Below are 12064 nucleotides of genomic sequence, written 5' to 3'. Positions count from 1 at the left end.
GGACGCAGATTGGACACCGACCCGCGCTTTTTGCCCGTCGAAACGCCCGATCCGGTCGAACGCGAGCAGTTCACCGATCCCGCGGCGGCCGTCGCGCGCCTGATCGAGCTTTACGAGCGCTCGGCCGGATTCCTTTTGGACCGCTTTGTCAGCACCCTTGGCGGTGCCCCGCCCCGGGCCCGCTATCGCGCCTTCTACCCCGAGGTGCGGTTGACCACGACCAGCCATGCCAAGACCGATTCCCGACTGTCCTTCGGCCATGTCGCGCTGCCCGGGCGCTATGCCGCGTCGATCACCCGGCCCGATCTGTTCCGCGACTACCTGACCGACCAGATCGGCCTTCTGATTCGCAGCCATGACGTGCCGGTTGTGATCGGCGACAGCGACACGCCGATGCCGGTGCATTTCGCGGTGGCGACGCAGAGCGACCTGAACGTCCCGCAGGAGGGCGTGCTGGATTTCAGCTTGCGCGACGTGTTCGACGTCCCCGAGCTGTCAACCATGAACGACGACATCGTCAACGACACGCTGCAGGTCGAGCCGGGGGGCGATCATCCGCTAGCGCCGTTCACCGCGCAGCGCGTGGACTATTCGCTCGCGCGGTTGGCGCATTACACCGCGACGCTGCCCGAGCATTTCCAGAACTTCGTCCTGTTCACCAACTACCAGTTCTATGTCGATGAGTTCGAAGCCTTTGCCCGGCGCATGCTGGCCGACCCGAACAGCGGCTACACCAGCTTTGTCGCGCCCGGAAACCAGCTTCTGGAACGCCCGGAGGATCTGCTGGTCACAGGCGCCAAGACCCCGCAGATGCCGGCCTATCACCTCAAGCGGGCGGATCATCAGGGCATCACGCTGGTCAATATCGGCGTTGGCCCCAGCAATGCCAAGACCGCGACCGACCACATCGCCGTGCTGCGCCCGCATGCCTGGCTCATGGTCGGCCACTGCGCGGGCCTGCGCAACAGCCAGTCGCTGGGCGATTTCGTCCTCGCCCACGCCTATCTGCGCGAAGATCACGTCCTCGATGATGACCTGCCCGTCTGGGTGCCGATCCCGGCCCTGGCCGAGGTCCAGGTCGCCCTGCAGGAGGCCGTGGCCGAGGTCACCCAACTGGAAGGCTTCGAGCTGAAGCGGATCATGCGCACCGGCACCGTTGCAACGATCGACAACCGGAACTGGGAATTGCGCGACCAGTCTGGCCCCGTGCGCCGCCTCAGCCAGTCGCGGGCGGTCGCGCTGGACATGGAATCGGCCACAATCGCCGCGAACGGCTTTCGCTTTCGGGTGCCCTACGGCACGCTCCTCTGCGTCAGCGACAAGCCGTTGCATGGCGAGTTGAAATTGCCGGGCATGGCCACCGACTTTTACCGCACGCAGGTCGCCAACCATCTGATGATCGGCGTGCGGGCCATGGAAAAGCTGCGCGACACCCCGATTGAGCGGCTGCATTCGCGCAAGCTGCGCAGTTTCAGCGAAACCGCGTTCCTGTAGATCGGCGGAAATCCGTCACCGCAGGCCCGAAAACGAGCAGATACCGCCGATTTCCTGCATAAAATCCTTGTGAAGCAAGGCGCAATCGCCAAGATTGCGCCGCGCACCCGCCCCCGAACGGGGCTTCGAGGAGATAGAAAGAAATGGCCAAAGCCGCTCAAACCGCCACCGCCTCCGCCGCCGGCAAACCGATGACCAAGACCATGCTGGTTGCTGCCCTGTCCGAGGAAATGGGCTCGGACAAGAAGGCGGCGAATGCCGCGCTGGATGCGATGGTCGCGGTCATCACCCGCGAAGTGTCGAACGGCGGCGCGGTCACCATCCCCGGCATCGGCAAGATTGCGTGCCGCGCCCGCCCGGAGCGTCAGGTCCGCAATCCGCAGACCCAGGAAATGATGACCAAGCCCGCCGACAAGCAGGTCAAGATGACCATCGCCAAGGCGCTGAAAGACACGGTCAACTCGTGATGACTGTGGCGGGGCAGTCAGGGGCTGTGCAGCGCGCATAGCCCGAGGCCCACTTGCCACGATGACGACGACCGGGGCTGGTCATGCCCGCCCCCTTTGGGCCGCCCATCGGGCGGCCCCTTTTCATGCGCGCCGCCCGCCGCGCTAGCCGCTGGCGTCCGCCCCGCGGCCTGTCTAGACCGGGCGCATGGGCCGACCCGCGCCGGAACGCAGGCGCTGCGGCCATGCAGGGGGAAGGGCGCGCATGGACTTCAAGTCGATCGTCATGGGGCTCTTGTTCGCCCTCATCTGGGCCGCCGCCTTTACCGCCACGCGGATCGTCGCAATCGCCTTTCCGCCGCTGACCGCCTTGGTGCTGCGCTTCGCGCTGTCCGGCCTGATTGGCGTCGGGCTGGCGATGGCGATGGGTCAGCGGGCCCAATTCAGCCGCGACGAATGGCGCGGCATCCTGGTGTTCGGCCTATGCCAGAACGCCCTCTACCTCGGCCTGAACTGGAGCGCGATGCAGTGGGTGGAGGCCTCGGCCGCGTCGATCATCGCCTCGATGATGCCGCTGATCGTGGCGCTGATCGGCTGGCTGGTGCTGGGCGAGCGGCTGCGCCCGCTTGCCATCGCCGGCCTGATCACCGGATTTGTCGGCGTCGCGATCATCATGGGCGTGCGCTTGCAGCACGGGCTGAGCGTGCCGGGAACCATCATGTGCCTGTTTGCGGTAGTGGCGCTTGCGGTGGCAACGCTGTCCGTGCGCGGCGCCGGTGCCGGGCGCAACGTGATGATGGCGGTCGGCCTGCAGATGGCGGTCGGGGCGGTGGCACTGTTGCCCTTTGCCCTGGCGCTGGAGTGGGGGCGCCCGTGGGTCATGGATGGCAGTGTAGCGGCGGCCCTGGGCTTCTCGATCCTGGTGCCGGGGCTTGCGGCGACATGGATCTGGATGCGGCTCGTCACGCGTATCGGCGCGGTGCGCGCCGCGACCTTTCACTTTCTCAGCCCGTTCCTTGGCGTTGCCATTGCCGCCGCCCTGCTGGGCGAGCGGTTTGGCCCCAGCGACGTGATCGGCGCGGCGATCATCGCCGCCGGCATCTTCATGGTGCAGATCTTGCGCGTGCCCGAGGCCCGGGTTGCGGTCAAAACCGCCGCTTGAACGTCGGGGCCTTTAGGGCGCGATCGTGTCCCAGTTCAGGATGATGCTGCCCGGCGCGCAGTAGCGGCGCTCGACCTCGACCTCCTTGGCGTCGCTCTGGAAAGCATCGACGCTGTCGAACACCTGGATCTGGGCACTGTCGACTCGCTCCAGATATTTACCGGTGACATAGAAGGCATAGACATAATTACCGTGCTTCAGCCCGACGCCGACCGTGTCGCCGCTGTCCATGTACTTGGTCGAGAAATAGTAGCCGTCAGCCTCGAAATAGAGCTCGGCCGGGGCTGCGCCGACGCTGTAATTGTAGCTGTGATCGCCGCGGCCCGGGTGGGGCCGATCGTCCCGGATCTCGCAGAACTCGACCCGGGCATTTCGTTCGGGAATGTCGCAGGCGAAGAGCGTGGCATAGGGCGGCGCGCAGTTCGCCTGGGCCGCCCCGCCAAGCGCCACGGTGCCGAGCGCCGCCATGGCGCCGGTGACAAGGGCGGTGCGCCCGGGAATGACCGGACACATCCGCCCTGCCCTCAGCGGCGCAGTGCCGCCAGCAGCGCCGGGGTGGCATAGCCGTCGGGCGACATGCCGCTGGCGCGCTGGAACGCCTTGATCGCCTCGATCGACTGGGTGCCCAGCTTGCCGTCCGGCTCGCCCGCGGGGTAGCCCTTGCCGTTCAGTCGATTCTGGATCTCGGCCTTCTGGGCGTTGGACAGCGGTGCATCGCCCCGCGGCCAGCTGCCCCGGACCCCGCCGCGGCCGGCGATGGCATCGCCCAGCAGGCCGACGCCCATGACATAGCTGTCGGCCGCGTTATAGGCGCGGATGGCGTTGAAGTTCTGGCTGACCAGGAACGCCGGGCCGCGCGCGCCGGCGGGGGCGATGATGGCGCCGTTCCAACCCGGCATTGCCGCGCCCGAGGCGGTGCGCACGCCCATGCCGGCCCAGGTGCCGCCCGGTTTCTTGATCGTGCGGCCGACCTGATTGTAGTTGAAGCCCGAGGGCAGCACGACCTCGACCCCCCAGGGCAGGCCGCGCTGCCAGCCGGACCGCGCGAGGTAGGCGGCCGTCGAGGCGAGACTGTCGGACGGATCGTCCGACCAGATGTCGCGCCGGCCGTCCCCGGTGAAGTCCACGGCGTAGCTGAGGAAGCTGCTCGGCATGAACTGGGTGTGGCCCATGGCCCCGGCCCAGCTGCCCAGCATGTGGTCGGCATCGACGTCGCCCGCCTGGATGATCTTCAGCGCGGCGATCAGTTGCTGCTGGAACATCTCGCCGCGGCGGCCTTCGTAGGCGAGGGTCGCAAGCGCGGGAATGATGCGGGTGTTGCCCCGGTTGGCGCCAAAGTTGCTCTCCATCCCCCAGATGGCCAGGACATATTCGCTGTCGACGCCGTAGCGCGCCTCGATCGCGCGCATCAGCCCCGCCAGCTGGCTGGCCTTCTGCCGGCCCGTGGTCACGCGGTTGGCGCTGACCGCGCCGTCGAGGTATTCCCAGATCGGCTTGGTGAATTCGGACTGCCGGCGGTCAAGGCGGATGACCTCGGGGTTGAAATGCGCATTGGCCATGGCGCGGTCGTAGACTGCGGGCGAGATCCCGGCGGCCACGGCGCGCGGGCGGAAGCTCTGGACAAAGCGCTGGAAGCCAGCCTCGTCACCGGCCGAGGCGGCCGGGATCGGCGCCGGCGTGGTCGACGAGCTGACGCTGCCCGGACTGCGGCTCAGCGGCATGCCGCAAGCCGACAGCGCGGCCACCGTCGCGGTCGCGAAGGAAATTCGGGTCAGCAGGGTGCGGGTCATCTGTCTCTCTCTCGCCTGTTATCGTTTTTTGCCTCAACGCAACCATACCCGAGGGTTTACCGGCTGTGTAGCGCCGTGAGCAGCGATGAGCAGGCTTCAGTCGTCGCCGTCATCCGCGCAGGACGCGCCTTTGAACAGCGGCTCCATCTGCGCGACGATGACCGAGTCCTCGGCCTCGGCGCGGGCCATCAGGGCGCGCTCCTCCTCGGGGATGTCCTGGCCCTCGGCCAGACGTTCCTCCAGCGTGCCGTAGCCGGTGACGTCCAGGGGCGCGAGGCCGGCATCCTTGAGGATCGCGACCGTCTCGCGCACGGCCTCGGCCTCGTCCTTGCCAGAGGTGTAGCACAGCAGGCCCGCGCCGGTGCTGCCGTCGGGCAGGCCGTCGCCGGCTTTGCGACCGACCTCGACCAGCAGGGTGTAGACGGGTTTGGTCATGGGCTCAGCTTTCGGGCAGGTTATCGAGGGAGGGCGGCATGACCGGCGCGGTCCAGCAATCATGGCCGCAGTTGGAACAGGCCCCGCCGGGGATGACGTCGGCCGCGCGCACCACAGCGCCGCAATCACAGCAGCAGGCCATGCCATCAGGCGCGACGCCGGCATCGGTCAGCGGCTCGTGCGGGGTCACGTCGGGCGGAGGCACGATGGCGAGGCCGGGCCGCGCCTTGGCGGGACGGAACACGGAAATGCTGCCGTGGGTCTCAAGATACGCATGCTCGACCTGGCCCAGGTTGGCGATTCCGGCGCAGCGAAGCATCGCCTTGACCTCGTTCGTGCCCAGATCGCGCGCCGCCAGCCCCTCGTTCACCAAGGCACCGTCGCGGACGAGCGCCAGCGGGTGACCGTCGATGATCGCCTCGGCCCGGCGCGATTGGACGATCAGCTTGTCGAGGGCCTTGTTGACGAGCACCACCAGCGTGATGACCCACATTGCCACCAGCAGCGGCACATCGTCGTAGAACATCGCATCGCCCACGGCCGAGCCAAGGGCGATGACCAGCAGCAACTCGACCATCGAGAGTTGCGCAATACCGCGGCCGCCGACCCATCGGATCAGGGCAAGCGTGTAGCCGTAGATGACCACCACCCGGAACGCGACCTCGGCGTAGTAGAGGGGCGGGTAATCCCCAAGGAACATGCGTTGCAGATCAAAGGGGGTGACGGGGCTGTCCATGGCGGCCTTTCGCGGGATTTCGCCGCAAGTTAGCCGTGCTCGGGTCGCCCCGAAAGCGGTGATGCGGCCGCGGGCCGCCCTTGTGGTGCACCACCTGGCCCCTCGCCCAGCCAATCGGCCAGCGCCGGCGGCGGATTGGCGAACAGATCGGCGATCGGCGCGGGGTGCGACGCGACACCACCAGCGACCACGATGCCCAAATCCGCAAAGCGGCGTGCGTCTTCGGGATCGTGGGTAACCATCAGCACGGTCGCACCGCTGTCGGCCGCGATCTGGCGCAGCAGGCCCAACATCTGATCCTTCAGCGCCGGGCCGAGTGCAGCGAACGCCTCGTCCAGCAGCAGGATCGGCCGCTGGCGCAGCAACACGCGGGCCAGTGCCACCCGGCCCTGCTGGCCACCCGACAGGGCCGCCGGCTTGCGCCCGCCCATGCCGCCGAGACCGACGGATTCCAGTGCCGCCTCGACCGCCGCGGCATCCGCGCGGCTCAGACGCAGGTCGGGACGCAGACCCAGTCCCACGTTCTGGGCGGCGCTGAGGTGCGGAAAGAGGTTCTGGTCCTGAAACAGGATCGACACCGGCCGCGCCCCCGGCGGCAACGGCCCCAGGTCGCGCCCGTCCCAAAGCACCTGCCCGCGCACCGGCTTTACAAAACCCGCGACCAGGGACAGCAGCGTCGTCTTGCCCGAACCGGATGGCCCCATGACCGCGACCCGCGCCCCGGGCGGCACCTGCAGGTCGGCGCGCAGCACGAAATCGCCGAGGCGCGCCTCGATGCCTCTCAGTGCAAGGCTCATCTGCGCCCTCCCCGGTCGAACAGCCAGAACAGCGCAAAGCTGAGGCCCATCAGCAACACGGCTGCGCCGGCGGCATCCGCCATCCGGTAGCGGCCCATCAACTGGTAAAGGAGCAGCGGCAGGGTGGCGTTGCGGGCATCGCCGAAGAGCGCGATCACCCCCAGATCGCCCATCGCCAGCGCCGCGGCAAGGCCGGCGCCAAAGCCCAGCGGCGCGCGCAGGCGCGGCAGCACCAGATAGCGCAGCCGCGCCGCGCCGCGCAGCCCCAGCGAGGCGGCAAGGCGGCCGTAGTCTGCCTGCATGGTGCGCGCGGCAGGGATCAGCGCGCGCAGGGCAAAGGGCAGCGCCATGATGGCATTAACCCCGATTGTGACCGGGATCGCCAGATCCTCGGTCGCCGCCCAGTGGCGCAGAACGAGGAACAGGCCCGTCCCCAGCACCAACGGCGAGGCAATCAGTGGCAGCATGCCCGCTGCCTCGATCCAGCGCCGCGCGCCACGGGCCGGCCCTTGCGACAGTGCCAGCGCTAGTGGCAATGCCAGCAGCACCGTCAGGGCGGCGGAGGTCAGCGCCATCGCCACGCTGCGCCCCGCCGCCAGCCATACGGATTGCGGCAGCGCCGGCAGGCGCGGCACCCCGGCGATCATGACCGAGGCGAGCGGCGTCAGCAAAAACCCCGCCGCCAATCCGATCACCGCCGCATCGGCCGGAACACGCCAGCCACGCGGACCGTCCAGCTCGGCCGGCCGGTCCAGACCCGCGCCGAAACCGGCAGGCGCGGCAACGCGCCCGGCAATGGCGAGCGCCGCCAGGCTGATGATCACCTGCACCAGCCCGAGGCTCGCGGCGCGGCCCAGATCGGCGTCAAAGCGAAAGGCCTGATAGATCGCCAACTCGACCGTCGTGGCACGGGGCCCCCCGCCGAGGGCGAGTGCGACGGTGAACGAGGTCAGACAGACTAGGAATACCGCCAGCCACGCGCCGGGCGCGATCTCGCGCAGCATGGGCCGCTCCAGATGGCGACCGATGTCGCGCGGAGCAAAGCCGAGGCTGGCGGCAAGGCGCAGCCGTTCGGTAGGGATCGCAGCCCAGCCGTGGACCAGCAGCCGGGTCGCCAGCGGCAGGTTGAAGAAAACATGCGCGAGGATCACGCCCTGCCAGCCATAGATGGTGACTTCGGGCAGCCCTAACGCGGCCAGTGCAGCATTGACCCAGCCGCGCCGGCCAAACACCGCGACCAGTCCGAGGATCGCGACGATCGAGGGCAGCAGGAACGGCGCGCCCAGCAGCAGGACCAGCAGCCGCCGGCCGGCAAAACGGCGCCGCGCGAGCGCCCGGGCAACCGGGACGGCAAGGCCCACCGACAGCGTCGCGGACAGGGCCGCCTGCCAGAGCGTGAACCAGACGGCACGAAGGTCCCAGGAAGACAGGCCCGACAGCCCGCGCGCGGTCCAGGCGACCACTCCGATCGTGCCGAGGACCACCAGCGCCAGCCCCGCTGCAACCAGCACACCAAGGGATGGGCCACGCCAGCCGGCCCGCAGGTCAGGCGTCATGGCGCGCCGCGCTCATTGTGAGACGCCCCTACCGCACATCCGGCAAGGGCGCGCAGTCACTAGCGCGAAAGCGCGCTCGGCCCTCAGCGAGCCAAAGCGCGCCGCGCAGAGTGCGTCCCTAGCTCTCAACGGGCAAAGGCGCGCAGCCATTCCTCCAGCGCCGGCTTGCGGATCGCCTCGGCCTCGGCCTCGCTGTAGAAAAGGGTCTTTTCCGGCCGCGGCAGGTCGCGGAACGCCTGCGGCAACTGGTCGTTCGGCAGCTTGGCCGGATAAGACCAGTTCGCTTCGGGGATCATCGTCTGGAATTCGGGCGACAGGATGTAGTCCATGAACTTCTGCGCCAGTTCCGGCTGATCGGTGTCCTTCAACTGGGCGGCCAGTTCGACCATGAAATAGTTGCCCTCGGGGAACATCAGGGCGTGCTTGTGGAGGTCCTTTTCCTCGACGATGTGGTAGGCCGGCGAGGTCGTATAGCTCAGCACCATGTCGGCCTCGCCATCGGTGAACATGCCGTAGCTTTCCGACCAGTCCTTGGTCACGGTCAGCACCTGGGGCGCCAGCTTCGCCCAGGCCTCGGACGCCTTGTCGCCGTAGATATGCTTGACCCACAGCAGCGTCGCGAGGCCCGAGGCGCTGCTGCGCGGGTCCTGCATGACGATCTTGTAGGCATTCGCCGGCGCGTCAAGCAGCTCCTGAAAGCTTTTCGGCGGGTTCTTCAGCCGCGTGTCGTCATAGACAAAGGCGACCTCGCTCCAGTTGAAGGGCAGGAAGGTCGGATCGGTCCACGTGACCGGCGTGGTCAGGCTGGCGACGTCCTGATTGTGCGGCGCAAACAGCCCCGTCGCGCGCGCGCGGGCGGTCTGGTCGGTATTCAACCCGATCACTGCATCGGCCTTGGTCGAGGCCCCCTCCAGCAGGATGCGGGGCAATACGTCGCCGGTGACGAACACCAGATCGCAGGCGCACTGCGCCTCGAAGCCGGCCTCGATCTTGGGACCGGGGCCCCATTCGCTGGCGAAATAGTCGGGCGCATAGACCGTCAGTTGCGGCTTGTCCGCCGCCAGGGCCGGGGCGGCGGCCGAGAGCAGCGAGGCGGTCAGGGTGAGTGTCAGGGATCGCATGTCCATCTTTCCTCCAGGTTCGGTTTCGGGGGAAAAGGACAGCGCGACCTTCCCTCCGCCGGTGCGAGCCGGTTCAGGTTCGACGGGTTCGCGCAGATGCGCATCTCAGCTCGCGTGAGCACCCCGAGGTGGTCGCGAAGATAGGGTCTCGGCCGGTATTGGCAAGGGCGCGGCCGCGCCTCGCGGGCAAATATCGCTGGCTCAACGGGCTGCAACCGCTGTGCGGGCCCTTGCGCAGGAAGGCCGCGGTGCCGCATGTCCGGGGCATGTCCAGTTTCCTGATCTTAGGGCACGGCTACAGCGCCGGTTTTATCACACCGGCACTGACCGGGCGGGGCTGGCAGGTCACCGGCACCACCCGCCACGCGCCCGGCGCAGTGGCCGCAGCCGGCGCCCGGCCGATCCTGTGGCCGGGGAGTGGGGCGGAGGAGGAGGCGCTCGCCTGCGCAATCAAGGCGGCAGACGGGATCCTGATCGCCGTCGGCCCGACGGGGGACGGCGATCCCGTGCTGAATGCCTGGGGACCAGAGATCGCCGCCGCGCGGCCCGCATGGCTAGGCTATCTGTCGGCGACCTCGGTCTATGGCGACAGCGGCGGCGCCTGGGTGGACGAGGCGACGCCCCCTGCCCCGGCCAGCCGTCGCGGGGCCGAGCGGCTGGCGGCCGAGCGTGGCTGGCAGGCGCTCGCCGCCGCTGCGCAGCTGCCGCTGATGATCTTTCGCCTCGCCGGGATCTACGGCCCCGGGCGCGGCCCCATCGACAAGCTCCGCGACGGCACCGCCCGGCGGATCATCAAGCCAGGCCAGGTTTTTTCCCGCATCCATGCAGATGATATCGCCGGCGCGATCCTCGCATCGCTGGACCGGCCGCATCCGGGAGCGATCTGGAACCTGTGCGACGACACCCCCGCCCCGCCGCAGGACATCATCGCAGATGCCGCGGCCCTGACCGGCCTGCCGCTGCCCCCGGCCGAGGATTTCGAGACGGCCGAGATGTCGCCCATGGCCCGCAGCTTTTACGGCGAGAGCAAGCGCGTCTCGAACGCGCGCATCAAGGCAGACCTGGGCTGGGCACCGCGTTATCCCGATCACCAGAGCGGCCTGCGCGCGATCCTCGCGGCCGAAAAGCGAAACGGCGGCTAGAGCGGGGCGATGGTGCAGCAGCCAGATTGCTGCGCCGCATCCGGCGCCACGCCCAGGATCAGCGTTGCGCTGAGGCTATAGACACGATCGCTCATCCCGTCGCTGCACTGCGCGGGGGTGATGATCGCGGTCAGACCCTCGGCCAGGAAAGTCCGGTCCGGCGCATCGCCGCGCGGAACGAGGGTCTGGCGCAGCGCGAAGCGCGCGCCGGCCTGATCCTCGGGCGTGCTCAGGACCAGCGCCTTGTCATCGCGTGTCAGCGACCAGAACGGCTCGGTCCCGAGGCAGCGCAGGGTTGCCGGGACGGCGCCGTTCGCAAACGGGTTCGGCCCCGGGGTCAGATAGCGGCCGCTGGCCCATCCCGACCGCTCGCCGGTGTTGACCAGATACCAGCCGTCCCGCTCGGCCATCAGCTCGACGCCTGTGGCATCGGGTGCAAGCTCGCCCAGGATCGAGGCATCGGCCTTGGGAAAGGCGCGAATGTTCAACACGTCGCCGGAGGCGACCCCGCTGACACGGGCCAGAACCGGAAAGGCTGCCGGCGCGGCGGTTGCAAATGTCGGCACGACAGCCGCGAGAAGGGGGATGAGGAAACGCATGACGGCAACCTGCCGCCTTGGACCGCCCGGCGCAACCCGCCGCGGCGCGTCGTGGGTCAGGCAGAGATGCCGACCAGCCGGCCGATCATCGCCGTGACCCCCATCGCCACCGCGCCCCAGACCGTCACCCGGGCAATACCCGGCCAGATCGGCGCGCCGCCGGCCCGTGCGCCGATGGCGCCCAGCACCGCCAGCGCCAGCAGCGTGACGACCAGCACGACCGGCGTCTGCGCCCCCGCAGGGGCCAACACCGCCGCCAGCAGCGGCACCGCGCCCGCGACGGTAAAGGTCGCGCCCGAAGCGAGCGCGGCCTGCAGGGGATTGGCCGCGTGAACGTCGCTCAGCCCCAACTCGTCGCGCATATGGGCAGCCAGGGCGTCATGGTCATGCAACTCGCGCGCGACCTGGGCCGCAGTGTCGGGGTGAAGGCCGCGGGTGACGTAGATCCGCTGCAGTTCCTCCTCCTCGACCTGCGGGTTCTGGCGCAGGGCGCGGCGCTCGCGCTTCATGTCGGCGCGCTCGATATCCGCCTGGCTCGAGACCGAGACATATTCGCCCGAGGCCATCGAAAGTGCCCCGGCGGTCAGGCCGGCGATCCCCGCCAGCAGCACATGCGGGGTGTCCGCGCCGGCCGACGCGACGCCAACCAGCATGGCCGAGATCGAGACAATGCCGTCATTGGCGCCCAGCACCGCGGCGCGCAGCCAGCCGGTGCGAGTGATGTAATGCGGATCGTGGGGATGCGCGTGGGGATGGGTATGGATCGACATGGATTTCCCTTTCGGG

Annotated in this window: 12 protein-coding genes, 1 pseudogene and 1 riboswitch; of the genes and pseudogenes, 4 read left to right on the top strand and 9 right to left on the bottom strand. The window is 68.6% G+C overall.

The features are described from left to right. Nucleotides 1-9: 9 nt before the first annotated feature. From DRW48_RS05845 to DRW48_RS05835, 3 genes are all read left to right on the top strand, one after another. A complete protein-coding gene (locus DRW48_RS05845; protein WP_114075589.1) occupies nucleotides 10-1494 on the top strand; it encodes an AMP nucleosidase in 1485 nt (494 codons plus the stop codon). Nucleotides 1495-1637: 143 nt separating this feature from the next. Then, the gene (locus DRW48_RS05840) at nucleotides 1638-1961 is read left to right on the top strand and encodes an HU family DNA-binding protein (RefSeq protein WP_114075588.1); all 324 of its coding nucleotides are present in this window, start codon (nucleotides 1638-1640) and stop codon (nucleotides 1959-1961) included. Between the two features lie 244 nt (nucleotides 1962-2205). Continuing rightward, nucleotides 2206-3102, top strand: a complete 897-nt coding sequence (locus tag DRW48_RS05835; RefSeq protein WP_114075587.1) for a DMT family transporter — start codon at nucleotides 2206-2208, stop codon at nucleotides 3100-3102. Between the two features lie 12 nt (nucleotides 3103-3114). On the opposite strand, the gene DRW48_RS05830 is transcribed toward DRW48_RS05835, so the two are convergent. From DRW48_RS05830 to DRW48_RS05800, 7 genes and pseudogenes are all read right to left on the bottom strand, one after another. Beyond that, on the bottom strand, nucleotides 3115-3615 hold the full coding sequence (locus DRW48_RS05830; protein WP_162784686.1) for a hypothetical protein: 501 nt from the start codon (nucleotides 3613-3615) through the stop codon (nucleotides 3115-3117). A gap of 11 nt (nucleotides 3616-3626) precedes the next feature. After that, nucleotides 3627-4892 carry a lytic murein transglycosylase gene (locus DRW48_RS05825; protein WP_114075585.1) on the bottom strand — a complete coding sequence of 422 codons (1266 nt, stop codon included), beginning with the start codon at nucleotides 4890-4892 and terminating at the stop codon, nucleotides 3627-3629. A gap of 96 nt (nucleotides 4893-4988) precedes the next feature. After that, nucleotides 4989-5327, bottom strand: coding sequence for a hypothetical protein (locus DRW48_RS05820; RefSeq protein WP_199286165.1), 339 nt, complete (start codon nucleotides 5325-5327; stop codon nucleotides 4989-4991). Between the two features lie 4 nt (nucleotides 5328-5331). Next, the gene (locus DRW48_RS05815; protein ID WP_114075583.1) at nucleotides 5332-6063 is read right to left on the bottom strand and encodes a DUF421 domain-containing protein; all 732 of its coding nucleotides are present in this window, start codon (nucleotides 6061-6063) and stop codon (nucleotides 5332-5334) included. Between the two features lie 104 nt (nucleotides 6064-6167). Further along, nucleotides 6168-6860, bottom strand: a pseudogene (locus DRW48_RS05810) (thiamine ABC transporter ATP-binding protein); the annotation flags it as partial. Continuing rightward, nucleotides 6857-8416 (bottom strand): ABC transporter permease family protein, encoded by a 1560-nt coding sequence (locus DRW48_RS05805; RefSeq protein WP_114075581.1) that lies wholly within the window; start codon nucleotides 8414-8416, stop codon nucleotides 6857-6859. The gene DRW48_RS05805 and the pseudogene DRW48_RS05810, both read right to left, overlap by 4 nt. Nucleotides 8417-8541: 125 nt before the next feature. Beyond that, nucleotides 8542-9537: a thiamine ABC transporter substrate-binding protein gene (locus DRW48_RS05800; RefSeq protein WP_114077394.1), complete on the bottom strand. Its 996-nt coding sequence runs from the start codon at nucleotides 9535-9537 to the stop codon at nucleotides 8542-8544. 33 nt (nucleotides 9538-9570) lie between these two features. Beyond that, a riboswitch (TPP riboswitch) is annotated at nucleotides 9571-9673 on the bottom strand. A 130-nt stretch (nucleotides 9674-9803) separates the two neighbouring features. Here DRW48_RS05800 and DRW48_RS05795 point away from each other — a divergent pair. Next, the gene (locus DRW48_RS05795) at nucleotides 9804-10679 is read left to right on the top strand and encodes an SDR family oxidoreductase (RefSeq protein ID WP_114075580.1); all 876 of its coding nucleotides are present in this window, start codon (nucleotides 9804-9806) and stop codon (nucleotides 10677-10679) included. Here DRW48_RS05795 and DRW48_RS05790 read toward each other — a convergent pair. Together DRW48_RS05790 and DRW48_RS05785 are read right to left on the bottom strand one after the other, a co-directional pair. After that, nucleotides 10676-11278: a COG3650 family protein gene (locus DRW48_RS05790; RefSeq protein WP_114075579.1), complete on the bottom strand. Its 603-nt coding sequence runs from the start codon at nucleotides 11276-11278 to the stop codon at nucleotides 10676-10678. The two genes, DRW48_RS05795 and DRW48_RS05790, sit on opposite strands and share 4 nt — an antisense overlap. A gap of 56 nt (nucleotides 11279-11334) precedes the next feature. Continuing rightward, nucleotides 11335-12048 carry a VIT1/CCC1 transporter family protein gene (locus DRW48_RS05785; protein WP_114075578.1) on the bottom strand — a complete coding sequence of 238 codons (714 nt, stop codon included), beginning with the start codon at nucleotides 12046-12048 and terminating at the stop codon, nucleotides 11335-11337. Nucleotides 12049-12064 lie beyond the last annotated feature (16 nt).

This window comes from Paracoccus suum, assembly GCF_003324675.1.
GTDB classification, from domain to species: Bacteria; Pseudomonadota; Alphaproteobacteria; order Rhodobacterales; family Rhodobacteraceae; genus Paracoccus; species Paracoccus suum.
This window is presented reverse-complemented; position numbering and strand designations above follow the sequence as displayed.

Coding starts and splice junctions, on each gene's coding strand:
- DRW48_RS05815 (WP_114075583.1), bottom strand. CDS start 6,063: ATGGACAGCCCCGTCACCCCCTTTGATCTGCAACGCATGTTCCTTGGG.
- DRW48_RS05840 (WP_114075588.1), top strand. CDS start 1,638: ATGGCCAAAGCCGCTCAAACCGCCACCGCCTCCGCCGCCGGCAAACCG.
- DRW48_RS05825 (WP_114075585.1), bottom strand. CDS start 4,892: ATGACCCGCACCCTGCTGACCCGAATTTCCTTCGCGACCGCGACGGTG.
- DRW48_RS05800 (WP_114077394.1), bottom strand. CDS start 9,537: ATGCGATCCCTGACACTCACCCTGACCGCCTCGCTGCTCTCGGCCGCC.
- DRW48_RS05795 (WP_114075580.1), top strand. CDS start 9,804: ATGTCCAGTTTCCTGATCTTAGGGCACGGCTACAGCGCCGGTTTTATC.
- DRW48_RS05790 (WP_114075579.1), bottom strand. CDS start 11,278: ATGCGTTTCCTCATCCCCCTTCTCGCGGCTGTCGTGCCGACATTTGCA.
- DRW48_RS05820 (WP_199286165.1), bottom strand. CDS start 5,327: ATGACCAAACCCGTCTACACCCTGCTGGTCGAGGTCGGTCGCAAAGCC.
- DRW48_RS05805 (WP_114075581.1), bottom strand. CDS start 8,416: ATGACGCCTGACCTGCGGGCCGGCTGGCGTGGCCCATCCCTTGGTGTG.
- DRW48_RS05835 (WP_114075587.1), top strand. CDS start 2,206: ATGGACTTCAAGTCGATCGTCATGGGGCTCTTGTTCGCCCTCATCTGG.
- DRW48_RS05785 (WP_114075578.1), bottom strand. CDS start 12,048: ATGTCGATCCATACCCATCCCCACGCGCATCCCCACGATCCGCATTAC.
- DRW48_RS05830 (WP_162784686.1), bottom strand. CDS start 3,615: ATGTGTCCGGTCATTCCCGGGCGCACCGCCCTTGTCACCGGCGCCATG.